Origin of the sequence: Geomonas diazotrophica (genome assembly GCF_018919385.1) — a bacterium.
GTDB lineage: Bacteria > Desulfobacterota > Desulfuromonadia > Geobacterales > Geobacteraceae > Geomonas > Geomonas diazotrophica.
On the sequence record NZ_JAHLMF010000004.1, the window covers coordinates 134,406 to 158,422 of the forward strand.

The window sequence follows — 24,017 nt, forward strand, 5'->3', positions numbered from 1 at the left end:
GCCCCCCCCCCCCGCCCCGTCTCTAAGCTGTCTGCCCTTAGGAAAAGCAGGCGATCCGCTACGGAATACTGCCGCTGCCGACCCGGCGTGCAACGAGAATGAGTAACCAGAATGTCTGACACAATTATGCGACAGCGTTTGAGCGGTTGACAAAACACCACCACGAAACCCCTCAAAAACGGCGTCCCGCCGCCGCCACCGAACAATAATAAAAAATAATTTACCGTACCCTTTTCTTTTTTACGGTGTCATTTAAAATAGTTGCAGCTAACCAGATGATAAAACTAGCCACATCCGGAACGTCATTTTCTTTAGAACGCTGTTTATTTTTATTGTACATTTGAAAATCATGTGATACAACATTCTCACGTATACGGAAATTTCGGAGACGGTTGGAAAGAGGCAGAGACGAACCGACGGGCAAACCGAATCAAACATTCCTTATAATACAGTGACTTGCAAAGCAGCGCTTCTAAACAGAACGCTTTAACAATTTTCAGCAAAACAACACCGACAGTTTTAGAAACAAAATTTGCGAAAACGGGAAAGGGGGATTTATCGGGAACTGAAACCAGAGGGGCGGGACGCCGCCGCAACGCATCTTACTGAGAAAGGAGTGACAACCATGGCAGAAAGACAGTACGACTGGAAAGCTATCGCAAAAAATCCCAAGTTCGTGGAGCTACATCACAAGAAGACGGCCTTCCTTTTCGGATGGTGGATTTTCTCCTGTGTGTACTATTTCCTGCTTCCCATCGGGGCGGCCTACACACCGGGAATCTTCAAGGTCAAGATCATTGGCGTAATCAATTTCGGGTACATCTTCGCACTCTCCCAGTTCTTCGTCTCCTGGGGGATTGCACTCTACTACTCGCACGTCGCCAACAAGGACTTTGACCGGTTGACCAGGGAACTGATCGACGAATTACATCTCTAGGAAGGGAGGACAGGACATGACCATCAAGAAGATATTCATAGCAGCCACCTTGGCCCTCTCGGTAGCCGCAGCAGCCTACGCTGAAGAGCAGAAGGCCCCGGCAGCCGGCGCGGCGCCTGCGATGAGCGCCCCGGCAGCCCAGGGAGCACCGGCCGCGACCGCAGCGGCACCAGCACCCAACGCGGCCGCTTCCGTGGCCACCCCTGCCCCCGCGGCACCCGCACCGGTCAAGAAGGAACTGAAGGCCAACAAGACCATCACCATCGGCATGTTCATGATCATCATCGCCATTACCATGGGGGTCGTGGTATGGGCCGCCAAGCAGACCAAGTCCGCAGCCGACTTCTACGCTGCGGGCGGCGGCATCACCGGCACCCAGAACGGCTGGGCCATCGCCGGCGACTACATGTCTGCGGCGTCCTTCCTGGGTATTTCCGGCCTCATCTCGCTCTACGGCTATGACGGCTTCATGTACTCGGTCGGCTGGCTGGTGGCCTACATCACCGTGCTCCTGATCGTGGCGGAACCGTGCCGCAACGCGGGCAAGTACACCCTGGGGGACATCCTCTCCTTCCGTACCTCGCCCAAGCCGGTGCGCGCCTTCGCCGCCATTTCCACCGTCGCCGTTTCCACCTTCTACCTCACCGCGCAAATGGTTGGTGCAGGCAAGCTGATGGCGCTTCTGATCGGCATCCCCTACAAGATGTCCATCATCGGCGTCGGCGTGCTCATGGTCGGCTACGTCGTCTTCGGCGGCATGGTCGCCACCACCTGGGTACAGATCATCAAGGCGGGCCTGCTCATGTCGGGCGCCTTCCTGCTCTCCTTCCTGGTCATGATCAAGTCAGGCTTCAACCCGATCGGCTTCTTCAACACCATCGTGAGCAGCCCTGAGATCCAGGACCACGTTTCCAAGCTGGTGCTGAAAGACGGTGTCATCCTTTCCGGCATGGACGCCGGCCAGCGCTTCCTCGAGCCCGGCCTGTACCTCAAGAACCCGCTCGACCAGATCTCCCTGGGTATGGCCCTCGTGCTCGGCACCGCCGGCATGCCGCACATCCTGATGCGCTTCTTCACCGTGCCGACCGCACAGGCCGCACGTAAGTCTGTCATCATCGCGATGTTCATCATCGGCGGTTTCTACGTCCTGACCACCCTGCTCGGCTTCGGCGCCGCCATCCACCTGACCCCGCAGGGGATCACCTCGGTCGACCCGGGCGGCAACATGGCTACCCTGATGCTGGCACAGCAGATGGGCGCCGACATCGCACCGATCATCGGCGACCTCTTCCTCGCCTTCCTGTGCGCCGTCGCCTTCGCCACCATCCTCGCCGTGGTCTCCGGCCTGGTACTGGCGGCCTCCGCTGCCATCGCACACGACATCTACGTGAACGTGATCAAGGACGGCCACGCCGACCAGCACGAGCAGGTCTTCGCAGCCCGCGCCACGTCCTTCGTGGTAGGCGCCTGCGGCATTCTGATCGGTATCGCCGCCGAGAAGCAGAACGTCGCCCACCTGGTGGCGCTGGCCTTCGCGGTCGCCGCCTCCGGCAACCTCCCGGTCGTTGTCCTCTCCCTCTTCTGGAGGAAGTTCAACACCGCCGGCGTCATCTCCGGCCTCGTGGTCGGCACCGTAGCCTCCATCGCCCTGGTGATGGTATCCCCCAACATGACCTACCCGAAAGTGATCGCCGAAGGCGCCAAGAAGGTGGTCGTGGCCATGGAGAAGAAGCAGGCGGCACTCCCCGCCGGCCAGAGCCTCTCCGAGAAAGACGCCAAGGCGCTTGCCAAGGCGAAGGTTGACGCACAGCAGACCGGCACCTCCATGGTCGGCCTGGAGAAGCCGCTCTTCACCCTGAAGAACCCGGGCATCATCTCCATCCCGCTGGGCTTCATGGCCGCCATCCTGGGCGCCCTGGCCTTCCCGAGCAGGCGCTCCGAGGAGATGTTCGACGAGGTCTACGTCCGCCAGAACACCGGTTTGGGTATGGCCAAGGCCGTCGAGCACTAGCACGCAGCACAGCAGCAGCATGGAATTGGGGAAGGGAAACCTTCCCCAATTTTTTTGTCCAGCGCCCCGTTCTTTCCTCCCCTTCTGGGCCCGGGTCCCAGCAAAAAAGTCAAGAAAACGCCCCTCTTAGCAGCAAAACAGTTTTACATCCCCGTATTTTTCTGTAGAATCAACGCCACGAGCAGATTGAAAAGAGGTGGCCGCGCATGCCCCATCAGATCTACCCACCCGAGTCAAGCGACGGGGAACTCCTCTCGGAGTTGCTGGGGGAGGTGCACGCCTATCTTCCGCTTTTGGACCGGAACGAGGGGAAGAGGCTTTTGGAGGGGCTCCTCTGGCAGAGCTCGGAGGAGCTCGGCAAGCTGCGCCTGTACTCGGGACGTGAAGAGACGATCATCGACCGGGTGCGGACAGAGACCGACTACCCGGCGCTGCTGAAGCTCCACGAGGAGCTGAACCTCCTGGAGATGGAGCGTTTCCTCAACTTCTACTCGGTAACCGCCCTGCACGAGAACTGCACTTGGTACCGCGACGCCCTGGCCGGGCGCGCGCTGGAACTGGTGGCGGCGGAGATGCCCTCCCCCCCGCCGGTCCCCTTCGCCCTGGTCAGCATGGGGAGCGACGGTCGCGAGGAGCAGACCCTCATCACCGACCAGGACTACCTCATCGTCTACAGCGACGACGGGGGCGCGGAGGCCGACGCTTACTTCCAGGAGTACAGCCGCATACTGGTGGAGCGGCTGGCCGAAATCGGCTTCAAGAAGTGCACCGGCGGCATCATGCCCATAAACGACAACTGGCGCGGTTCCCTGTCGCAGTGGCAGCGCCGGCTGCACGCCATCGTGCGCTACGAGACCGAGGACTACGGCAAGAACATGATGGACCTGATCGTCCTCTCCGACGCCCGCTTCGTCGCCGGCGACGCGGAGCTGGCCGGCAGGCTGGTGTCACTGATCCGCTCCCTTTTGCAGGACTACTTCATGGCCCTTTGGGGCATGGCCAAGGCGGCCACCGAGATGAAGCTGGCGCTTGGTTTCCTGAAGCGGTTCTGGACCGAGGGAAGCGGCGAGCACAAGGGCTCCTTCAACCTGAAGCTCTTGGCCTGGGCCCCCCTGGTGATGAACGTGCGCATACTGGCCATCAACCAGGGCATTCCGGCCACCTCCACGGTGCAAAGGATCGAACTTCTCGAGAAGGAGCACAGCTTCTCCGCCAACATGGCGCGCGGGCTCGTCGCCGCCTACCGCATCCTCACCAAGCACCGCATCCTGCTCCAGATCAAGGTGATCAAGGGGATCCAGAACGACGCCTACTACCTCAACCCCTACTCTCTTCCCAGCGACGAGAGGGAACGCATGAGGCAGGCGCTGCTCCTCATCGAGGATTTGCAAAAGACCATCCACACCAACTTCTCCATTGTCTAGGAGCGAGGTTGCGGTCCCCCCCGGGCTCTCCCGCCCGGGCGCCGTTAGCGGAGGAGACATGAGCCGACCCGAAAAGCCCTACAAGGTAAACCTGTTGCGCCCCAAGGAGGGGCACATGCGGGACGAGGTGCGCATCATCCTCGCCATCCTCTTCGGCTGGGGAGTCTGCACCTTCGGTTTCCAATTCCTGGTCTACGCCTGCCGGGGCACCGGCGCCGGCAGCCTCCTGACCCGGCTCACCCTGTTCAACCTGCCGCTGCACTTTTGGTTCACCGGGCAGTTCCTCCCCCTGTGGTTCATCGTCCTGTGCGTCATCTTCAACATCTACGTGGACCGGATCACCGAGTACCACAGCCGCCGGAGAGACAGAAGCTATGAATGACTCGTCCTGGTCCATCTTCGTCGTTCTGCTGGTGCTGCTTTCCTTCATCCTGGTCGGCCTCAGGCAAAAGTCGCGCGAGAGCCAGGAGTACGGCTTCGGCGGCCGTTACACCGGCAGGATCGGCGGAGGTGCTGCCATCGCCAGCAACTGGATGAGCGCCGCGAGCCTCATGGGACTGGCCGGCATCATCTACCTGCGGGGCTACCAGGGGCTCGCCTACGTGATCGGCTGGACCGGGGGGTACGTCCTCCTGCTGGTGCTGCTGGCCAGCCAGATCCGCCGCTTCGGCAAGTTCACCACCCCCGAGTTCGTGGGCGAGCGTTACGGTTCCCCGGCCGCGAGGCTCTTGGCCGCGGTGATCGCCATCGCCATCTCGGTGATCTACTGCGTGGCCCAGTTCAAGGGGATCGGGCTCATCTTCGCCTTCATGTTCGGCATCGGCTACGAGCAGGGGGTGACCTACGGGGCCCTCGCCGTGGTCTCCTACCTGGTGGTCTCCGGCGCGCTCGGGGTCCCGCGCAACCAGCAGCTGCAGTACTTGGTCATCTGCGTCGCGTTCATCGTCCCGCTCATGTGGCTGGCCCGCAAGCTCGGCTACTTCTGGCTGCTGCCGCAGTTCGGCTACGGCCGGGCCCTGACCGACCTGGCCCGGGAGTTCCGCATAGACTTCACCCTCCCCTTCGCCGGGGACTCGCTCTTCGAATGGTGCGCGCTCTGCTTCACCCTCATGGTGGGGACCGGCGGGCTCCCCCACGTGCTGTCGCGCTTCTACACCGTACCCAACGTCCGTGACGCCCGCTGGAGCGTGGTATGGGGGCTCTTCTTCATCGCCCTCATCTACTGGTCCGCCCCCGCCTTCGCCGTTTTCGGCAGGCTCCTCGAGGCGCGCCAGGGGATCGCCTTCACCCCGGTGACGGCCCGCGCCTCGGCCGACGTGATAGCCTTGAAGACCGCACTCATGGCCGGGCTACCGGGATGGCTGGTGGGGGTGCTGGCCGCCGGCGCTCTGTCGGCCGCCTTCTTCACCGTCGCTGGGCTGTTGATGACCGGGGCCGCCTCCATCTCCCACGACATCTACTACAGCTTCATGAACCCAAAGGCCAGCGAGAGGGCGCGCATGCAGGTGGCCAAGGGGGGAACCCTGGTGCTGGCCGCGCTGGTACTCCTGGTGGCACTGAACCCGCCCGGCCTGATCGCCGAGATCACCGCGGTCGCCTTCGCATTGGCGGGGAACACCATCTTCCCTTTGTTCCTGTTGGGGATCTGGTGGGACCGGGCCAACCGTTACGGTGCCATCGCCGGCATGTTCACCGGCGTCCTCTGTACCGTCGCCCAGCCGCTTTTGGGGGGCGTGCTCCCGGCCCTCGCCTCCTACTTCCCGGTCACCGCCTCGGCCCTTTGCGGCGCACCGCTGGTCATCTGTGTCATGATCGCCGTCTCGCTGGCGACCCCCGCCCCGCCCGAGGAGATGAGGCGTTTCCTGGAGCAGGAGGTGCACGGGCATCTGGACTAACAACGAGAGGACCTTCTAAGCTCTAAGTTCTATGTTCTATGTTGAGGGTTATTCGTTGTCGGCGGCGTAGATGCGGCAGCCGCGCGGCACCATGAGAGGTTTTAACGTAGAACATAGAACATAGAACGTAAAAAGTACGTAGAACCTGTTTTGGAGCTTTTATGCCCATGCTTTTGGGAACCAAGGGAGACGACATCCTCAAGTGGCGCGCCAGCACCGAGCTGGTGCAGAGCCTCAAGAAGCGCCTGGAGGGCAAGTGGGGGAGCAGTTCCTCGCGCGAGGCGGAAGCCTTCCTCGGCACGCTGATCGACACGTTCAAGGAGGAGTTGGCCTACGAGGGGCAGCTCGACGAGGAACTGGCGGCGCTCAACCTTGCGATAGCAGAGGCACCCGTCCCCGCGGCACTGGTGCCGCTCCAGGCGCGCTACCGGGAACTGGTCTCCGCCCATTTCCGGCGCCGCAACTCCCCCCTCGCCCTGTGCGGCGCCTGCAACGCCCTGCACGACATGGTGCTGCAACGGACGGCACAACTGGCCGAGGAGCGCATGCGCGACCTGGGACAGGGAACGGCGCCGGTCTACGCCCTGCTGGTCTCCGGGGACCGCGGCCGTGGCGAGCAGACCCTCTACGGCCGCAACCGCTACCTCCTGCTGCACCAGCTCGACTCGCAGCGCTTCTACCTGTTCGGCCGCCAGCTCACCCAGGCGCTCCACGAGGCGGGGCTGCTCGCCGAAGGGGAGACCCCCTGGCACGGCTCCCTCTCCGAGTGGCGCTCCCTGTTGAAAAACGGCGACCGCGGTCAGCCCCCTCCCCCCGAACTGGAGCCGGTGCTCCCCTTCGCCGCCGCGCAGAAGCAGACGGCGCAGCCGCTTCCCGAGTGGCGCTGGCGCCTGGAGTCGATGGCCGACCTCTGCCACGTCGCCGGCTTCGAACCGCTTGCCGAACAGGCGATGAGCGCTGCGGCCGCCGCCCTCAGGGAGCAGCGCGGGCGCGATCCATTCTTCCAGCTGGCGCGCCGGGTGATCAACCTGCCGCTCGCCCTCGGGCACTTCGGTCGCTGGCGGCTGGAACGCGGCGGGGAACACCAGGGGGAGATCGACATCGAGACGCTGGGGCTCTCCCCCCTGGTGCAGTTGGTCCGCATCCTGGCGCTGCAGGCGGAGGTGCACGAAGGGGGGACACTCGAGCGGGTTCGTCAGCTCTTGTACCGGGGGGCGCTGGACGTGGAGCTGGCCGAGCGGCTTTTGAAGGCGCTGCAGTGCCTGATGCAGTTGAGGATCGAGGGTGAGATCCGCAGCGAAGGGGCGACAGCCTTCGCCAATCCGGAGGAGTTCAGCACGGCGCTGGACGAACGCCTCAGGGCCGCACTGGAGGCGGTGCTCAGCCTGCAGAAGATCGCCTACCAGAGACTGGTGGGACAGGTATAGGACCGGGCATGCGCATATCCATCTCCGCAGGAACGCTGTTCACCTTCCCCCTCCCCAAGGCCTTCGCCATGGCCCGGGAAGCCGGTTTCGACGGCATGGAACTGGTGATCAACCAGGAGTTCCAGAAGGTGAACGCGCGGCGGCTGGTGAAAGAGCTCGCGCAGATCATGCCGATCTTCTCGATCCACGCCCCTTTCCTGCAGCTGGACGGCTGGGGGAGCCCGGTCGACTCTTTGAAACGTTGTGTGGAGATCGCCGCGGACTGCGGCATCGGGCTGGTGAACTTCCATCCCCCCTCCTGGCTGGGACTGGAGTTCGCGTACTGGCGCTGGCTGTACCGGATGCAGGACTTCCAGAAGGAGATCGGGGGGAACCAGGTGGCGGTCACCCTGGAGAACATGCCCTGGACCGGCAAGTACCGGATCAACGGTTACATCCTCTCCGACACCCAGAAGCTGATCGAGTTCCTCCAGGAGAGGAACCTCTACCTCACCTTCGACTGCACCCACATGGGGAGCGGGCGGGCAAACTTCATCAACGACTTCTACCTCTGCTACAACAGCGGCCGGATCAGGAACATCCACTTCTCCGACTACGGGCACGGCCGGCAGCACCTGCTGCCGGGGCACGGCATCCTGCCGCTCACCCGCTTCTTGAACCACCTGCGCAACACCGCCTACAACGACATCCTGACCCTGGAGCTTTCCCCCCACGAGTTCCCCAAGGGGGAGGGGATCATCCTGGAAAGCCTCAAGGAGATCCTCGCCTACCTGAGGCAGGAGACCGCCAAGACTACCCTCTGACCACGTAGACCGAGCACTTGGCGTCCCGCACCACCTTGTGCGACACGCTCCCCAGAAGCTTCCGCTTCAAAAACCCCTTGCCGGTGCTCCCGATCACGATGACGTCGATCTCCTCCTTCTGCGAGAACCGGATCAGCTCGTCGGCGGGATCCCCGTACACCACCGCGGTCTCAAGCGGCACCTCCAGTTCGGCGGCGAGTTTCTCCACGACGTAGAAGATGCGCTCCTTGAGCTCGCTCCACTGGTCCTGCTCGGTTATGGGGCGCGCGGGGACGAAATCGGTGAAGGTGTTGCGCGGCGCGTTGGGGAGCACCAGGAGCCCGTAGACCTTGCTCTTAAACTGGCTCGGGATGCCCGCCGCGAAGCGAACCGCCTCCTCGGCGGCCTTGTCCGACAGCGGCGACCCGTCGATGGCCACCAGGATCTTCTTGCGCAGGTTGAGCATCTTTCCTCCGGAGTGCGGATGGGGGGTGAAAGGCTGCACAACTATATAACATCGCCGTGCTTTTTCCTACAGGATTTTAAGGAGCTGAAGCGTGTCGCGGGTGCGGGTAGGCGGGAAAAAAGTTCACAGCACCGGCTCGGCCTTTCCCGCCCGCTCCAGTAGGGACTCGATCTCGTCGTGTATGAGACCGTTGGTGGCCAGGATGCGGTGGTCGTCGATCCGGTGCGGCTCCCCCATGTGGTTGGTCACCGTCCCCCCCGCCTCCCTGACCAACAGCGCCCCGGCGGCCACGTCCCAGGGTTTCAGTTTGCACTCCCAGTAGCCGTCAAGCCTCCCCGCCGCCACGTAGGCCAGGTCGAGCGCCGCGGCCCCGGCCCGGCGCACCCCGCGCGCCGCGAGCTGCAGCTCGAAGAAGTTGCGGAAGTTGTTCTCGTTGCCGCGCGCGGCGTCATAGGGAAAGCCGGTGGCGATCAGGGACTGCCTCAGGGGCGCGCGGGAGGAGACGCGGATGGGGGCTCCGTTCAAGAAGGCCCCCCTCCCGAGTGTTGTCGTGAACAGTTCGTCCATCATGCAGTGGTAGATCACCCCGAGGGTGAGCTCGCCTTCCCGCTCCAGGGCGATGGAAACGCAGAACCAGGGGAAGCCGTGGGCGTAATTCGTGGTGCCGTCCAGCGGGTCGATGATCCAGCGCCAGGCGGGGTCGCCGTCGGCGTAGAGGTTCTCTTCTGCCAGGAAGCTGTGGCCGGGAAAGGCGCTCCGGATCCGGTTCACGATCATCTCCTCGCAGGCCCGGTCCACCTCGGTCACGATGTCGACCTCACCCTTGAAGGAGAAGGTGAAATCCCCCCAGAGTCTCTGCTTCTGGAGAGCCCCCGCCTCGCGTGCGGCCGAGACCGCAACCTCGAGCATCTGCTGCAGCCCGACCTCACTGGACATCAGTTTCCTCCAGAAGTTCCTGCATCTCCTCGAGCAGAGTGAAGTGGATCTCGTCCTCCTCGGCCATGGTCTGGAACATCTCGCGCTCCCAGGGGTGCAGCGCCTCGCGGGCCAGTTCGGAGCAGGTTCGCGCCGAAAGCGCCTCGAACCGCATGGCGTTCCGGTACACCCCGAGGTCGCCCCGGTAGCGGGAGAGTTCCTGGGCCGAGAGCCGGCGCAGGATGCTCCTCGCCCCCTCCAGCGTGGCGGATTGGCGGAGGTCCACCCTTCCCCCCTCCCTAAGCGCCCGTAGCGCCCCCGCGTGACGCAGCTCGTCGTCGCTGAACATCCTGAAGATGGTGGAGAGCCCCGCCACCCCCGCCTCGGCGCTGCAGCGCTCGTAGTACCCTATGCCGTCCCCTTCCTTCCGGAGCACCATGTCCCTGGAATCCATATCTCCCTCCCGAGATGTCTTTTTCTGGCTGGAAAACATTAACAGGAAATCTCTATATTTCAAAAGGGTAGACGTTTTTTTCCCGACGCGGAAAGGCCCAACAAGAAAAGGGGGACCTCGCGGTCCCCCCTCTCGTCGCATGCTGTGCTGTCTGTGCTAGTTGTATGCGGTCTCGGAGTGCTGGGTCTGGTCGAGGCCCATGATCTCGTCTTCCTTCTCGACGCGCAGGCCGATGGTCTTGTGCAGGACGAAGGCGATCACCAGGGTCACCACCACCGCGTAGGCGCCTGCCGCGCCGACGGCGATCAGCTGGGTGACGAACTGCTTCATGTTGCCGGAGGTGAGGCCGGTGGCGCCGACGGTGGCGAAGACGCCGGTCAGGATGGCGCCGGTGGTGCCGCCCACGCCGTGCACGCCAAAGGCATCCAGGGAGTCGTCGTACTTGAGCTTCGCCTTGAGCAGCACGCCGCCGTAGCAGACCAGGCCACCGGCTACGCCCATGAGCAGGGCTGCACCAGGCTGTACGAAACCGGCAGCGGGGGTGATCACGACCAGGCCGGCCACCACGCCGGAGCCGAAGCCCAGGGCGGAAGGCTTGCCGGCATGGATCCACTCGGCGATCATCCAGGTCAGGCCGGCAGCGGCCGGTGCGATGGTGGTGGTCATGAAGGCGAGGCCGGCCAAGCCGCCCGCCGCGTCGGAGCAGCCGGCGCCCACGATGGCGGAACCCGCGTTGAAACCGAACCAGCCGAACCAGAGCAGACCGACGCCGAGCAGGGTCAGCGGCAGGTTATGCGGAGCCATGCGCTCAGTCGGGAAGCCGTGACGCTTGCCGAGGAAGAAGAGAACCACCAGTGCCGAGATACCGGAAGAGAGGTGAACGACGGTGCCGCCTGCGAAGTCGAGTGCGCCCATCTTGAAGAGCCAGCCGTCGGACATCCAGACCCAGTGTGCCAGCGGATCGTAGACCAGGGTGGTCCAGAGCAGTACGAACAGGCAGTAGGCGGAGAACTTGATCCTCTCGGCCAGGGCACCCGAGATCAGGGCCACGGTGATGATGGCGAACATGGCCTGGTACATGGCGAACACGTACTCGGGGATGGCGCCCGGCTCGGTCGGGACGTTCTGGAACAGCGCGTAGATCGCGTTGCCGTCCTTGAAGGTGATCAGCCCGTTCATAAGGGCCTTGCTGAAGTCGCCCACCAGGCCGTGCCCCATGTCGGGACCGAAGGCGAGAGAGTAGCCGATGATGGCCCACTGCACGCCGACGATGCCCATGGCCACCAGGGAGTGCATCATGGTGGAGAGGACGTTTTTCTGGCGGACCATGCCGCCGTAGAACAGGGCGAGGCCCGGGGTCATGAAGAGGACCATTGCCGCGGAGACCAGCATCCAGGCGGTGTCGCCGGTGTTGAGGACCGGGGCGACGTTTTTGGCTGCGGGGGCGGCGGCCGGTGCTGCGGCCGGAGCAGGTGCCGCGGCGGGGGTAGCGGCCGCCGGGGCTGCGGTGGCGGTAGCGGCAGCCGGTGCCGCGGCGGAATCGGCCGCCTTCTCCTCGGCTATGGCGAGGACCGGTACCAGCATCAGGCTGGCCAGGAGGGCCAGCTTCCCGAGTTTCATGGTGAGGCAGCTGGAAGCGGGCTTAGCTGCATCCTTTACCTTTTTAATGTCACGCATCATAACACTCTCCGTTGATCGTATTTATGGGTTTGGATTGAAAGAACCTGAAGTCCTAGATCGCCTCGTCGCCCTTCTCGCCGGTCCTGATGCGGACCGCCTCTTCCAGCGACAGGATGAAGATCTTGCCATCGCCGATCCTGCCGGTCTTGGCGGTGTCTTCGATGGTGGTTACGGCTTTTGCCGCGAGCTCGTCGGCCACCACAATTTCCAATTTCACCTTGGGTATGAAGTCCACGACGTACTCTGCGCCACGGTACAGTTCGGTGTGCCCTTTCTGGCGCCCGTACCCCTTCACCTCGCTCACGGTGATCCCCTCGATTCCGATCTCGTTGAGGGCGTCCTTCACCTCGTCCAGCTTGAACGGCTTGATGATTGCTTCTATCAGCTTCATCACTTGCCTCCTTTGTTAGTAATGGCGGTGGATTTGTCGTTTGCACACTGCGTGCATCACAGGTCTTGCAGAACATTCGGCAGGCCGGTTTGATCGGCTTGCAGACATAGCATCCATCGGTTCCAGGTTTCACCCTCTTTTCAGGCCCCTGAAGGCTTCGATGCCCTTGCCTTTTGTTCAACTTTGAATAAACAGATCTTTGCAGCCTTGAAAACAGTCCCCCTTTCCCAATAATGATGCCCTCCACCACGACCTGCACCATTGCCTAAACGGGCGGGAAAGCCTTCTGCGGCACACCCTCGTGCCGTGTAACCATCCCATAGCACAGGCTGTGCCAGCACGCACAACGCCACGCAACACATCTAAATTTCAGACATTTCAGACGCCACGGCGTAAACGCGGCCATGCAGCGGTCACTTATTGCGGCAGGGATGATCATTTTTTAGGCAAGGAAAAGGAAGGGAGACAGAGGCGGGACGACTGGCCAGCGGGGCGGCGGAATCAGCAGCCGGAATCGGTGGCGGCAGGATCGGTAGCGACAGGATCGGTAGCGACAGGATCGGTAGCGACAGGATCGGTAGCGACAGGATCGGTAGCGGCAGGATCGGTGGCGGCAGGAGCGGCGACGACATGATCGCCGACGGGGGGGAGGAACAGGCGGGGGAACTCCTCGGGTCGCATCGGCTTGCTGAACAGATACCCCTGGTACATGTCGCAGCGGTTCCTGGTGAGGAATTCGAGCTGCGCCTGGGTCTCGACCCCTTCCGCGATCACCTGCAGTTTCAGGGTGTGCGCCATTTCTATGGTGGCCAGGGTGATCGCCGCATCGTCGGGATCGCTGGTGATGTCGTTGATGAAGGTCCGGTCGATCTTCAGCACGTCGAGCGGGAACCGCTTGAGGTAGGAAAGCGAGGAGAAACCGGTGCCGAAGTCGTCTATGGCAAGACGCACCCCCATCCCCTTGAGGGCCTGGAGGGTCTTAACCGTCCGCTCGGTATGCGCCATGAGCACCCCTTCGGTGAGCTCCAGCTCCAGGAGGCCGGGATCGAGGCCGCTCCGCTCGAGGACGGCGGTGACCATGTCCAGCAGCTCGTTCTTCAAGAACTGCTGCCCCGAGATGTTGACCGCGATGGTGACCGGCGGCAGCCCCTGGTCGATCCAGAGCTTGTGCTGGCGGCAGGCCTCTCTCATCACCCATTGGTCGATCTGGATCACCAGCCCGATCTCCTCGGCCAGCGGCAGGAAGCGCCCCGGCTCGACCACCCCCAGCTCCTTGCTGTTCCAGCGCACCAGGGCCTCGATCCCCACCACCTCGCCGGTCCGGCAGCTCACCTGGGGCTGGTAGTACACCTGGAACTCCTCCTCCTTGAGGGCCTTGTGCAGCTGGCTCTCCAGGATGATCCGCTCCAGCGCCTTTGCGTTCATGGACTCGTCGTAGATCTGGTAGCCGTTTCTCCCCTGCTCCTTGGCCTGGTACATGGCGCCGTCCGCGTTCCTGATCAGGTCGCTCGCCGTGGTCGCGTCGAAGGGGTAGAGGCTGATGCCGATGCTGGTGGAGACGAAGACCTCCTGCCCCTCCAGCGAGTAGGGAACCGAGACCGCGTCCAGAATGCGCCGGGCGACCTTGGCCACGTCCTGAAAATGCTCGATGTCCGAAAGCATGATGGTGAACTCGTCCCCGCCCAGGCGCGAGACCAGCGAGGGGGGACAGTCGTCCTCGGCGCGGGCCAGGCAGTCGCTTCTGCGCACGCAGCGCAGCAGGCGGTCGGCGACGTCCTGCAGCAGCCGGTCCCCCACCCCGTGTCCCAGGGTGTCGTTGACGAGCTTGAAGCGGTCCAGGTCGAGGAACAGCACGGCCAGCATGCGGTCGTTGCGGTTGGCGAAGACCAGCGCCTGCTCCAGCTGCTGCTGGAAGAAGCGGCGGTTGGGGAGCCCGGTCAGGGCGTCGTAGTAGGCCAAAAGGCGGATCTGCTCCTCGGCCCGCTTGCGCTCGGTGATGTCCTGGATGGTGCCGGTAAGGCAGACGGCCTCACCCTCCTCGTCCAGCACGGTCACCAGCTCGGCGTGCAGGGTCCGCTCCCCCCCGTCCAGGGTGATGCGGTAATCGAAACTCAGGGGAGCGCGCTGGGCAATGGCGTCGTCGATGGAGCCCTGCACGAAGGCGCGGTCCTGGTGGTGCACCGGGTCGAGTATGGGGTTTCCGTCGCGGTGGCTGGGATCGATGCAGCAGATGCTGTACACCTCTTCCGAGCAGCGGATCTCTCCGGTGGTGAGGTCCCACTCCCAGGAGCCGATGTGGGCGAGGCTTTGGGCATGGGCGAGGCCGGCCCGGCTCTCCCTGAGCTGCTCAAGGGCGCTGCTTGCCCGCAGCATGTAGCTCACCCGGTAACCCAGGATGTGCCAGTTGATCGGCTTGGTGATGAAGTCGGTGGCGCCGACCTCGTAGGCGCAGTCGATGGATTCCAGGTCATCCAGACCGGTCATCATCAGCACCGGCGTGTCGCGCCCCCACTCGGTGCGCCGGATGGCGCTGCAGACGGAAAAGCCGTCCACGCCGGGGAGCATCACGTCCAGGAGCACGAGGTCGGGGGCATGGGCGACGAATTCCTCCAGCGCCTGCTCGCCGGTCTCTGCGTCGCGCACCGCGAACCCAGAGTTCTCCAGGGTCTCCCGGGCCAGCAGACGCACTGCCTGGTCGTCGTCCACCACCATGACCAGCGGGGTGGCGCGCTTGGACTTCCTGGTCAGCATAACGGCCCTCCCCTCAAGGCGTCGCGCACCAGCCGGTACTCCTCCTCGACCTGGTGCAGCAGCGGCAGCGCCCCTTCCGTGGACCCCGCCCGCCCCAGACTCTCAAGTTCCATGCAGACCCCGGCCAGGCGCAGGGCGCCCAGGTTGGCGCTGCTGGACTTGAAGCTGTGCGCGGCCGCCTTGAGTTTCTCCGCGTCCCCACCCGACTCGGCCTCGCGCATGGTCTGCAGCAGCGCCGGGGTGCTGGCCAGGTACAGGTCCACCACCTTGCGCAGGATCTCCACCCCGCGGTTGCCGGGGAGGGTGCGGATCATCTCCAGGGCGCCGCTCATCTTGTCGTGCGAGATCACCTCCAGCGGCTCGTCGGTAGCCGCCTCCCCATCGGTCGCCGGGGCCGGTGCCGTCCCGTCCAGCAGCCGTTCCATCGTCTTGGCGATCTGGTCGCACGTGAAGGGCTTGGAGAGATAATCGTCCGCGCCAGCCTCCAGGCAAGCCACCCGGTCACCCGGCATGGCGTAGGCGGTAAGCGCGACGATGGGGACCCGGTCACCGCTCCCCTGCTCCCACGCCCTGATCCGCCTGGTCGCCTCGAGGCCGTCCAGGACCGGCATCTGGCAGTCCATGAAGACCACGTCGTAGCGGTTTTGCTGCACCTCGCTCACGGCGGCGGCGCCATCCTCCACCACCTTGACCCGGCACCCCAGGCTTTCCAGCATCCCCCTCCCGACCTCCTGGTTCACCGCGTTGTCCTCCACGAGGAGCACCTGGCGCTGGCGCGGTGCAGGGGCACCGCAGCACCCTGCCGCCAGACGATCTTCGTCATCCATACCCAGCGCCGCCATCAGCGCGCGGTACAGCCCCTCCTGCTGCAGCGGCCGCCTGGGGAACGTGGTCGCCTGCAGCTCGGCCAGGCGCGGGTCCGCGGCCTGCTCCTCCCGCTCGGTCAGGAGCAGGATCCGGATCGTGCGTCCGGCGGGTACGGTGCGGATGGTGGCGGCAAGCTCCACCCCGTCGGTGCCGGCCAGGCGGTGGTCCAGGATGGCTACGTCGAAGGGGGCTGTCACGATGCGGCAAAACGCATCGGGGGCATCTGCAACGCATTCCAGGTCCATACCCCAGGAATCAAGCTGTTCCCCGATCCCGTCCCGGGTCTCTTCGTCGTCGCTGGCCAAAAGCACCCGTTTGTCGCGCAGCGCCGTGCAGCAGCGCTCTGGGCGTGGGGTCTCCTCATGAACCTCGAGCCGGGCGGTGAAACTGAAGCGGGAGCCTCGCCCCGGCTCGCTCTCCAACTCCAGGGCGCCCCCCATCAGCTCGGTCAGCTGCCGGGCGATGGCCAGCCCCAGCCCGGTGCCGCCGTACTTGCGGGTCATGGATTCGTCCCCCTGGGTGAACTGGTTGAAGATGCGCTGCTGCGCCTCGGGGGCGATGCCGATGCCGGTGTCCGCGACGCTGACGCGAACCACGGCCGGGGGCTCCGCGACCGCCAGGGAGAGGCGTACCGACCCCTTCAAGGTGAACTTCACGGCGTTCCCCAGCAGGTTCACCATCACCTGGCGCAGCCTCCCCGGGTCCCCCGTAAAGGTGCGCGGCAGTCCCGGCTCCAGCTCCAGGGCGAGCTCCAGCCCCTTCCGGGCCGCGTCCTCGGCGCAGATGGCGATCGCGTCGGAGGCGAGCTGGTGCAGGTCGAAGGGGATCTGCTCCAGCTCCATGCGTCCCGCCTCGATCTTGGAGAAGTCGAGGATGTTGTTGATGATGGAGAGGAGCGCCTCCCCGGAGCGTCGCACCGTGTCCACGTAGCGGGTCTGCTCCCTGGTCAGGTCGGTCCCCAAAAGGAGCTCGGTCATGCCGAGCACGCCGTACATCGGGGTCCTGATCTCGTGGCTCATCTGCGCCAGAAAATCCGACTTGGCTCGGCTGGCCGACTGGGCGCTCTGCATCGCTTCCCGCACGCTCTCAAGGCTCGCCTCCAACTGCCGGTTCACCTCCGACAGTTCCAGGGTCCGTTCCGCCACCTCCATCTCCAATTCCTCAGAGTGCAGCGCGAGGCGCTCGTCCCGGATCGAGATCTCGGCCAGCATGTTGTTGAAGCAGGCGAACAGGACCGCCAGCTCGTCTTCGCCGGCGCGCTCCACCCTGACCCGGTAATCCTGGCTCCTGGAGACGATCTCCATCTTCCTGCTCAGGTCGCGGATCGGCTCGGATATGATCCAGTCTATGCGCTGGGAGAGGAGCGCGGCTACCCCCGCCGAGCCGAGCAGGGCCAGGGTGAGCTGCAAGGAGGCGAAGAGAGACAGCGTGGAGTCCGGGAGTGCGGGGGATACAGCGGGGGAATGGTAGCAGATGAAGCTTAGAGTGAGAGACAGGAGCAGCAGCGTGTTGCAGCCGAGGAGAAGCGTGATCAGTCTGGATTTGAGCGAGCTTTTTCCCGGCCACGAAAGCTTCACGGCACCTCCTTCGTCGCGTTCCGGAGGGGGAATTGACCGGCCGGAGCCCCCGCGGGGGCGCGGTCTCGTGATGCCCGGAAGGCAAACGTTAGAACTTTACAATACAGGGTCGGGATTTCAAGGCAGGCGGGCGGCCGTTGCGAGGGAGATGAAGTTGGCCAGGATGGCGCGGGAGGCGGCGTTGAACTCCGTTTCGGCGGAGATAAAGCCGGAGAGGTAGTCTGCGCGGGGAGTGAACAGGCCGTCCCAGCCATCGACGATGGCGCGGTCGACCTCGGGGTGGAACTGGACCCCGTAGACGCTGCCGGGAAGCCGGAAGGCCTGGGCCGGGCAGGCACCGGATGAGGCGAGTAGCGTGCCCCCCGGCGGAACGGTGAAACTGTCACCGTGGAGCTGGAAGGTTACGAAGGGGGTGGGAACCCCGGCGAAGAGCGGGTCGGCGCTACCCTCGCCGTTCAGTTCCACGCGGCAGATCCCCATCTCGCCGTGGCATGAGGGGGAGCTCACCACCCCGCCGGTCGCGTGGGAGAGGAGCTGCCCCCCAAGGCAGATACCGAGAAGGGGCGTCCCGGCCTTGATGGCGGCTTCGATGAACTCCAGCACGCGGGCCAGGTGCGGGTGCTCAACCGTGTCGTGCACCCCCATCTCCCCGCCGAGCACCACGATCCCCGCAAGCGTCGCCGGGTCGGGGAAGGGCTCGGCAGCGTAGGCGGCCAGGCACCGGTAGGGATGCCCCGACTCCTCGAGGATCCCGACGAGTCCGCCTGCCGGGCAGTGCGGGTCGTTTTGCACGATCAGGAACATGGAATCTCCTTGTCTTTATCTAAAAGCGCCCCCCCTCCCCCCTTCTGGGAGGGTGCCCGAAGGGCGGGTGGAGGACGCCACGAAGCTGCAGAGGGGGGGGGAGAGGAGATGAAGGCCTGCTGCGACAGCTCGGTTTGCGGTTCTCCCCTTATTTCTTGACCGTGATCCGTCCCCCCTCACCAAAGACCAGCGGCGACTCCGGGAAATCCGCGGCGGAAAGCATGCGCATCAGGCGCAGGGCGCGGCGCTTGGGGTCGGGCTTAGGACCCGTGTAGCGGAACTGCCGGAAGGAATCTATGCTCCCCCCGACGAAGGAGCCATCGGCTGCGAGCTCCACGGTGAGCAGCGGCGCGTAGCCGCTCTCGCCGGCGACGCTCACCCCGCCGTAGGTGGCGAAGTTCCCCAGGCTGTAGGCGATGAGCCTGCCCCGGTACAACTCCAGGGCGCGCGGCACGTGCGGCCCGTGGGCGAGCACCAGGTCGGCGCCCCGCTCCACCGCCTCATGGGCGAAGCGGACCAGGTCGCCGCGCGGCTCGTCCAGGAAGCGCTCCTGGCCCGGCGCCACGTGCAGCGCCCCCCTCCCCTCGGCACCGGCGTGGATGGAGAGGATGACCAGGTCGTAGTCGCGGGCGACGCGCTCTATCTCCTGCAGGGGCTGTGCCGGGAAGACGATGGAGCGCGGCGGCGGCCCGTAGGAGAGCGCGATCACGGCGACGCGCACCCCGTGCAGGTCGAAGCGGGCGATCTCCCCCTTCTTGCTGGAAAACTGCAACCCCGCCCCGGAAAGCGCCTGCCTGGTCGCCTCCAGACCGGCCCGCCCGAAATCGACGGCGTGGTTGTTGGCCAGGGAAAGCACCGAGAGTCCGGCATCTTTCAGGTTCTGCGCGTAGGAGGGGGGGGTGCGGAACAGGTAGCGGCGCCCGGCCAGCGGCTCCTTGGTCGGCGTTTGCTCGCTGCACAGAGGCCCTTCCAGGTTCCCCAGGGCGATGTCGGCGTGGCGCAGGTAGGGAGCGACCGCGGCGAAGAGGTCCCGCCCCCCGCGGGGCGGGAGCTTGGCTGTCGGGAAGTCGCTCCCCATCATGATGTCCCCCACGGCCGCCACGGTGACGGTCGGGGCAGAGAAGGCCGGTACAGGCAGGAGCAGCAGAAAAAGGACGAGCGCGCGCCGGAAGGGGAAGACATTTGCGGTGACACGGGCGAAGTGGGACAGGGCGAGCTTCCTTTCTTGCCTATTAAGGGTGCAGATCGGCCGTATTTTTAGGCGGTGTTCGTCGTGTCCGAGGAGGAAGCAGGAGAGGGCGAATGATTATTCGCCCCTACAGCCCCCTCGAAGGCGCCCCCCCTACCCCATTAGGCGTTCTTTCGCAAAAGCCCCTCGGCGAGCACCTCGACCACGTCCCTCACCCGGACCTGGCCCGCCCCCTTGTCCTTGAGGCCGTCCTCCATCATGGTCATGCAGTACGGGCAGGCGACGCAGATGGTGTCCGGCTTCTGGGCGAGCAGCTCGTCGACGCGGGCGTGGTTCACCCTCTCGCCGGTGAACTCCTCCATCCACATGCGCCCGCCGCCGGCACCGCAGCAAAACGAGTTCCTGCCGTGGCGCTCCGTCTCGACGGGAGCGACGCCGGTGGCCGCCTGGACCAGGGTGCGCGGCGCCTCGAAGATGTCGTTGTGGCGCCCGAGGTAGCAGGGGTCGTGGTAGGCGATCTTCCCGAGGCTGTCGTCCTTCTTGTCCAGCTTGATGCGCCCGCTCCGGATCAGGTCCGCGATCAGCTCGCTCTGGTGCACCACCTCGAGCTCCAGCCCGTACTGGCGGTAGTCGTTCTTCAAGGTGGTAAGGCAGTGCGGGCAGAGGGTGATCACCTTGGTCACCCCGCGCTGGCGGAAGAGCTCCACGTTCTCCAGGGCCATCTTCTCGAACAGGTACTCGTTGCCGAGCCTCCTCAGGGAATCGCCGCAGCACTTCTCGTCCTTGCCCAGGATCCCCCAGGAGATCCCCGCCGCGTTCAGCACGGTGGCGAGCGCCACGGTGACCTGCTTGGCGCGGGAGTCAAAGGAACCGGCGCACCCGACGTAGAGAAGGTACTCCGTCTCGCCGGCCACGAAGGGCTTGACCGGCAGGGTGGAGACCCACTTGGCGCGCTCGCCCGGGGCGATGCCCCAGGGGTTGGAGCGCTGCTCCATGTTCTCGAACAGGTTCAGGAGCTCCTCGGGGAAGCGGGACTCGGTCTCCACCAGGTGGCGCCGCATCTTGACGATCTTGGGCATCTGCTCGATCAGCACCGGACAGGCCTCCATGCAGGCGCCGCAGGTGGTGCAGGACCAGATGGCGTCCTCGGTGTTGGTCCCCTCACCCTCGGCGCCGATGAGCGGCAGGGTGCCGCTTCTCCCCTCCCGGAGCGCGTCGCCGTTCTCCAGGAGGTTGGTCTTGATGGCGTGCACGATCTGGCGCGGGTTCAAGGCCTTGCCGGTAATGGTGGCCGGGCAGGCGGCCTGGCAGCGGCCGCACTCGGTGCAGGTGAAGGAGTCGAAGAGGTCCTTCCAGGTGAAGCGCTCCACGGTTCCCACCCCGTAGACCGCCCCCTTCTCGAACTTCTCGCGGGGCTGGGTCGCGGGCCAGGCGAGAGCCCCGAAGTAGCAGTTGGGGATCGCGGTCAGGATGTGCATGTGCTTCGAGTGCGGCAAGAAACAGATGAAGGCGAAGAGCACGAAGGCGTGCAGCCACCAGGAGACGTTGCGCAGCGCCGGGATGAGGTCGGGGTGCGAGCTCAGCCAGGAGCCGACCAGCGAGGAGACCGGCATGGCCGACGGGTCCTCCATCCCCAGCGCGATCAGCGAGCCGTGCAGCCCGAAGTAGGCCAGCATCAAGAGCGCGATGAAGGAGAGGATCAGGAAGGCCTCCGGGCTTCTCCCCTTCACGTAGAGGCTGTCCAGGTGGGGGGGCTTCACCACCAGGCGCCTGATGAAGGAGAAGGCGATGGCGAAGAGCGTGAGCAGCGACACCGCGTCGAAGGCGAGCAGGAGCGCCCGGTGCACCCCTTCGGGGAGCAGGGCGAGGCTCACCGACGGGAACACCCCGTTCACCAGGAACTCGCCGTTGGCAAGCGCCAGGATCATAAAGGACCAGAAGATCACGAAGTGGTTCAGGCCGAAGGGCTTTCTCAGCACGCGCAACTGGGCGAAGGCGTACAGGAACATCTCGGCGAGACGACGAGCCGGCTGGTCCAGCCTCTCTTCGGGCTGGCCGTAGCAGAGCAGCGAGAAGCGGCGGTACACGCTCCAGCAGAAAAAGAGGAGCGAGGCGACCAGGAGCGTCGTGAAGATAGCGGTTTGCGGCATCATAGGTGTACCTCGTTTGGTGTGCGGCGCTGCCGCGCAACTGGGTCTCTGGGGTTGATCACGCCTTGGAGCGGGCGGCCTTGAGCGCCCTGAGCTTGTTGGTCAGCGCCGGGATGATCTTGAACAGGTCGCCCACGATGCCGTAGCTCGCCACCTCGAAGATGGGGGCCTCGGCGTCGCGGTTGATGGCGATCACCACGTCGGAATCCTGCATGCCGACCAGGTGCTGGATCGCGCCGGAGATGCCGCAGGCGATGTAGACCTTCGGGCGCACCGTCTTGCCGGTCTGCCCCACCTGCCGGTCCGGGGGCATCCAGCCGGCGTCGACGGCGCTCCTCGAGGCGCCCACCACGCCGCCCAGAACGTCGGCCAGCTCCTGGAGCATGGCGAAGTTCTCCTTGGCCATCATGCCGCGCCCGCCGGAGACGATGAACTCGGCCCCGGCGATGTCCACCTTGGAGCCGCCGCCGTCCATGAGGATGTCCAGCACCTTGACCAGGACCTGGTCCTCGACCACCGGTACCGGCTCCCGGACGATCTCCCCTTTGGCCTGGGGGTCGAACTCGGGCATGGGCATCACGTGCGGACGCACCGTGGACATCTGGGGGCGGAACTTGTCGCAGACGATGGTGGCCATGATGTTGCCGCCGAAGGCAGGGCGGGTCTGCATCAGGTTCCCCTTGTCGTCGATGGAGAGCCCGGTGCAGTCCGCGGTGAGCCCGGTGGCGAGCACGGTGGCGACCACGCCGGCCAAGTCGCGCCCGAGACCGGTGGCGCCCATCAGGATCACCTCCGGCTTGTACTTCTCGACCAGGGCGCAAAGGCTCTTCTGGTACGCCTCGGTGCGGTAGTGGCGCAGTACCGGCGCGTCCATGAGGTAGACCTTCTCCGCACCGTAGCCGAAGGCCTGGTCGCAGAGCTTCTCCACCCCCTCGCCCATAACCACGGCGCAAAGCGGGCACTTCCTCGCCTGTGCCAGCTCCTTTCCTTTTCCCAAAAGTTCCCAGGAGACCTTGGCGGCCTCCCCCTCGGTCTGCTCCACGAAGACCCACACCCCGGAATAGGCGGCAAGCTTCTTCTTGAGCGCGGCCTCCTCGGCGTCCTCCTCCGAGAGCTCGGCGCCTGCGGAAGAGGCTGCCAGCTCCTGCAGGATGCGCAGCTCCTCCGGGGTGAAGGCCATCTCGATCGCCTGTACCGGGCAGACCTTGACGCACTTGACGCAGCCGATGCAGCGGGAGGCGTCGATGATCGGCTCCCCCGCGTCGTTCATCTGGATGGCGTCGACCGGGCAGGCGCTCTGGCAGCGGGCCCCGCAGGCGATGCACTTGTTTTCCAGCAGCCTTGCCTTGCCGCGCGGTTTCTTGGGTGGTTTCACAGCATCGGTCATTGCTTTTCCCTTGGTGATTTAGATTAGAGAGCCAGGAGATCCTTCTCCAGCATCTTGTCGATGAGCAGCTGCGCCGCCCCTTCCGGGTCGTGCGCCCCGTCCCCCAGCATCTCCCCCTTGGCCCGCTCGGGCGAGAAGATGCGGCTCACCCAGGTGGGGGAGCCCTTGAGGCCGATGCCGTTCACGTCGAGCTGCAGCACCTTGTTGTCCCAGACCTCGACCTGGGCGTCGGCCGACTCGAGACGCATGGCCACGGTCGGGTAGCGCGGGCGGTTCAGCTCGCGCACCACGGTGAGAAGCACCGGCAGCGGGGCCTCCACGTGCTCGTGGCGCCCTTCCAGCTTGCGGCTCACCCGGATCTTCTTGCCGGAGAGGTCGAGCTCGTCGACCCTGTCCACCAGGGTGAGCTGGGAGAAGTTGAGCCGGGTGGCGATGCCGGGGCCGACCTGGGCGGTGTCCCCGTCGATGGTCTGCTTGCCGCAGATCACCACACCCACCTCCTCTTCCTTTGCCAGCTTCTCGATGGCGGCAGCCAGCACCTTGCTGGTGGCCAGCGTGTCGGCGCCGCCGAAGCTGCGGTCGGAGAGGAGCACGGCGCGGTCCACACCCTGGGCCAGCGCCTTTCTGAGCGTCGCCTCGGCGTTGGGGGGGCCCATGGAGATGGCGGCCACGCGGCAGCCGAAGCGGTCCTTGAAGCGGAGCGCCTCCTCGACAGCATGGGTATCGTAGGGGTTGACGATGAAGGGGACACCCTCGCGGATCAGGGTGTTGGTGACGGGATCGATCTGTACCTGGGTTGTATCGGGAACCTGCTTTACGCATACCACTACGAGCATAGGGACCTCGGGTGTTTTGATGCCTTCAGGGTACTAGAGAATTGGGAAAAAAAGTTGACCTAGGTCAAGGAGCG

Annotated in this window: 19 protein-coding genes; 7 read left to right on the top strand and 12 right to left on the bottom strand. The window is 64.7% G+C overall.

What is annotated here, in order from left to right:
• Positions 1 to 625 precede the first annotated feature (625 nt).
• From KOM00_RS05410 to KOM00_RS05440, 7 genes are all read left to right on the top strand, one after another.
• Entirely contained in the window at positions 626 to 937 is a 312-nt protein-coding gene (locus tag KOM00_RS05410; protein WP_216497818.1) for a DUF485 domain-containing protein, read from the top strand.
• A 16-nt stretch (positions 938 to 953) separates the two neighbouring features.
• Positions 954 to 2,948: a solute symporter family protein gene (locus KOM00_RS05415; protein WP_216497819.1), complete on the top strand. Its 1,995-nt coding sequence runs from the start codon at positions 954 to 956 to the stop codon at positions 2,946 to 2,948.
• 206 nt (positions 2,949 to 3,154) lie between these two features.
• On the top strand, positions 3,155 to 4,372 hold the full coding sequence (locus tag KOM00_RS05420) for a putative nucleotidyltransferase substrate binding domain-containing protein (protein ID WP_216497820.1): 1,218 nt from the start codon (positions 3,155 to 3,157) through the stop codon (positions 4,370 to 4,372).
• Positions 4,373 to 4,430: 58 nt separating this feature from the next.
• The gene (locus KOM00_RS05425) at positions 4,431 to 4,754 is read left to right on the top strand and encodes a DUF4212 domain-containing protein (protein WP_216497821.1); all 324 of its coding nucleotides are present in this window, start codon (positions 4,431 to 4,433) and stop codon (positions 4,752 to 4,754) included.
• Positions 4,747 to 6,267, top strand: a complete 1,521-nt coding sequence (locus KOM00_RS05430; protein ID WP_216497822.1) for a VC_2705 family sodium/solute symporter — start codon at positions 4,747 to 4,749, stop codon at positions 6,265 to 6,267. Before KOM00_RS05425 ends, KOM00_RS05430 begins: the two co-directional genes overlap by 8 nt.
• Before the next feature lie 161 nt (positions 6,268 to 6,428).
• The gene (locus KOM00_RS05435) at positions 6,429 to 7,694 is read left to right on the top strand and encodes a putative nucleotidyltransferase substrate binding domain-containing protein (RefSeq protein WP_216497823.1); all 1,266 of its coding nucleotides are present in this window, start codon (positions 6,429 to 6,431) and stop codon (positions 7,692 to 7,694) included.
• Positions 7,695 to 7,702: 8 nt separating this feature from the next.
• Entirely contained in the window at positions 7,703 to 8,497 is a 795-nt protein-coding gene (locus KOM00_RS05440) for a sugar phosphate isomerase/epimerase family protein (protein ID WP_216497824.1), read from the top strand.
• Here KOM00_RS05440 and KOM00_RS05445 read toward each other — a convergent pair.
• The 12 genes from KOM00_RS05445 to KOM00_RS05500 all read right to left on the bottom strand — a co-directional run bounded on the left by KOM00_RS05445 (position 8,487) and on the right by KOM00_RS05500 (position 23,943).
• On the bottom strand, positions 8,487 to 8,942 hold the full coding sequence (locus KOM00_RS05445; protein ID WP_216497825.1) for a universal stress protein: 456 nt from the start codon (positions 8,940 to 8,942) through the stop codon (positions 8,487 to 8,489). The genes KOM00_RS05440 and KOM00_RS05445 overlap by 11 nt on opposite strands.
• A 123-nt stretch (positions 8,943 to 9,065) precedes the next feature.
• Entirely contained in the window at positions 9,066 to 9,878 is an 813-nt protein-coding gene (locus tag KOM00_RS05450) for an inositol monophosphatase family protein (protein WP_216497826.1), read from the bottom strand.
• The gene (locus KOM00_RS05455) at positions 9,868 to 10,311 is read right to left on the bottom strand and encodes a ferritin family protein (protein ID WP_216497827.1); all 444 of its coding nucleotides are present in this window, start codon (positions 10,309 to 10,311) and stop codon (positions 9,868 to 9,870) included. The genes KOM00_RS05450 and KOM00_RS05455 overlap by 11 nt, the downstream gene beginning before the upstream one ends.
• Positions 10,312 to 10,467: 156 nt before the next feature.
• The gene (locus KOM00_RS05460; protein ID WP_328758058.1) at positions 10,468 to 11,991 is read right to left on the bottom strand and encodes an ammonium transporter; all 1,524 of its coding nucleotides are present in this window, start codon (positions 11,989 to 11,991) and stop codon (positions 10,468 to 10,470) included.
• Positions 11,992 to 12,043: 52 nt separating this feature from the next.
• Positions 12,044 to 12,382: a P-II family nitrogen regulator gene (locus KOM00_RS05465; RefSeq protein ID WP_183346759.1), complete on the bottom strand. Its 339-nt coding sequence runs from the start codon at positions 12,380 to 12,382 to the stop codon at positions 12,044 to 12,046.
• A gap of 501 nt (positions 12,383 to 12,883) precedes the next feature.
• A complete protein-coding gene (locus KOM00_RS05470; protein WP_236026759.1) occupies positions 12,884 to 15,133 on the bottom strand; it encodes a putative bifunctional diguanylate cyclase/phosphodiesterase in 2,250 nt (749 codons plus the stop codon).
• Positions 15,127 to 17,577 (bottom strand): response regulator, encoded by a 2,451-nt coding sequence (locus KOM00_RS05475; RefSeq protein WP_216497828.1) that lies wholly within the window; start codon positions 17,575 to 17,577, stop codon positions 15,127 to 15,129. The genes KOM00_RS05470 and KOM00_RS05475 overlap by 7 nt, the downstream gene beginning before the upstream one ends.
• A 117-nt stretch (positions 17,578 to 17,694) precedes the next feature.
• Entirely contained in the window at positions 17,695 to 18,381 is a 687-nt protein-coding gene (locus tag KOM00_RS05480) for a type 1 glutamine amidotransferase (RefSeq protein WP_216497829.1), read from the bottom strand.
• A 148-nt stretch (positions 18,382 to 18,529) separates the two neighbouring features.
• On the bottom strand, positions 18,530 to 19,483 hold the full coding sequence (locus tag KOM00_RS05485) for a CapA family protein (RefSeq protein ID WP_216497830.1): 954 nt from the start codon (positions 19,481 to 19,483) through the stop codon (positions 18,530 to 18,532).
• A gap of 248 nt (positions 19,484 to 19,731) precedes the next feature.
• A complete protein-coding gene (locus tag KOM00_RS05490; protein WP_216497831.1) occupies positions 19,732 to 21,723 on the bottom strand; it encodes a heterodisulfide reductase-related iron-sulfur binding cluster in 1,992 nt (663 codons plus the stop codon).
• Between the two features lie 55 nt (positions 21,724 to 21,778).
• Positions 21,779 to 23,107: an electron transfer flavoprotein subunit alpha gene (locus tag KOM00_RS05495; protein WP_216497832.1), complete on the bottom strand. Its 1,329-nt coding sequence runs from the start codon at positions 23,105 to 23,107 to the stop codon at positions 21,779 to 21,781.
• 23 nt (positions 23,108 to 23,130) lie between these two features.
• Positions 23,131 to 23,943 carry an electron transfer flavoprotein subunit beta/FixA family protein gene (locus KOM00_RS05500; RefSeq protein WP_216497833.1) on the bottom strand — a complete coding sequence of 271 codons (813 nt, stop codon included), beginning with the start codon at positions 23,941 to 23,943 and terminating at the stop codon, positions 23,131 to 23,133.
• Positions 23,944 to 24,017: the final 74 nt, after the last annotated feature.

Bases quoted from the DNA above. Each gene is read 5' to 3' on its own strand.
- KOM00_RS05495 (WP_216497832.1), bottom strand. From the start codon at position 23,107: ATGACCGATGCTGTGAAACCACCCAAGAAACCGCGCGGCAAGGCAAGG.
- KOM00_RS05425 (WP_216497821.1), top strand. From the start codon at position 4,431: ATGAGCCGACCCGAAAAGCCCTACAAGGTAAACCTGTTGCGCCCCAAG.
- KOM00_RS05430 (WP_216497822.1), top strand. From the start codon at position 4,747: ATGAATGACTCGTCCTGGTCCATCTTCGTCGTTCTGCTGGTGCTGCTT.
- KOM00_RS05415 (WP_216497819.1), top strand. From the start codon at position 954: ATGACCATCAAGAAGATATTCATAGCAGCCACCTTGGCCCTCTCGGTA.
- KOM00_RS05410 (WP_216497818.1), top strand. From the start codon at position 626: ATGGCAGAAAGACAGTACGACTGGAAAGCTATCGCAAAAAATCCCAAG.
- KOM00_RS05470 (WP_236026759.1), bottom strand. From the start codon at position 15,133: ATGCTGACCAGGAAGTCCAAGCGCGCCACCCCGCTGGTCATGGTGGTG.
- KOM00_RS05460 (WP_328758058.1), bottom strand. From the start codon at position 11,991: ATGATGCGTGACATTAAAAAGGTAAAGGATGCAGCTAAGCCCGCTTCC.
- KOM00_RS05465 (WP_183346759.1), bottom strand. From the start codon at position 12,382: ATGAAGCTGATAGAAGCAATCATCAAGCCGTTCAAGCTGGACGAGGTG.
- KOM00_RS05440 (WP_216497824.1), top strand. From the start codon at position 7,703: ATGCGCATATCCATCTCCGCAGGAACGCTGTTCACCTTCCCCCTCCCC.
- KOM00_RS05455 (WP_216497827.1), bottom strand. From the start codon at position 10,311: ATGGATTCCAGGGACATGGTGCTCCGGAAGGAAGGGGACGGCATAGGG.
- KOM00_RS05450 (WP_216497826.1), bottom strand. From the start codon at position 9,878: ATGTCCAGTGAGGTCGGGCTGCAGCAGATGCTCGAGGTTGCGGTCTCG.
- KOM00_RS05435 (WP_216497823.1), top strand. From the start codon at position 6,429: ATGCCCATGCTTTTGGGAACCAAGGGAGACGACATCCTCAAGTGGCGC.
- KOM00_RS05500 (WP_216497833.1), bottom strand. From the start codon at position 23,943: ATGCTCGTAGTGGTATGCGTAAAGCAGGTTCCCGATACAACCCAGGTA.
- KOM00_RS05490 (WP_216497831.1), bottom strand. From the start codon at position 21,723: ATGATGCCGCAAACCGCTATCTTCACGACGCTCCTGGTCGCCTCGCTC.
- KOM00_RS05420 (WP_216497820.1), top strand. From the start codon at position 3,155: ATGCCCCATCAGATCTACCCACCCGAGTCAAGCGACGGGGAACTCCTC.
- KOM00_RS05445 (WP_216497825.1), bottom strand. From the start codon at position 8,942: ATGCTCAACCTGCGCAAGAAGATCCTGGTGGCCATCGACGGGTCGCCG.
- KOM00_RS05480 (WP_216497829.1), bottom strand. From the start codon at position 18,381: ATGTTCCTGATCGTGCAAAACGACCCGCACTGCCCGGCAGGCGGACTC.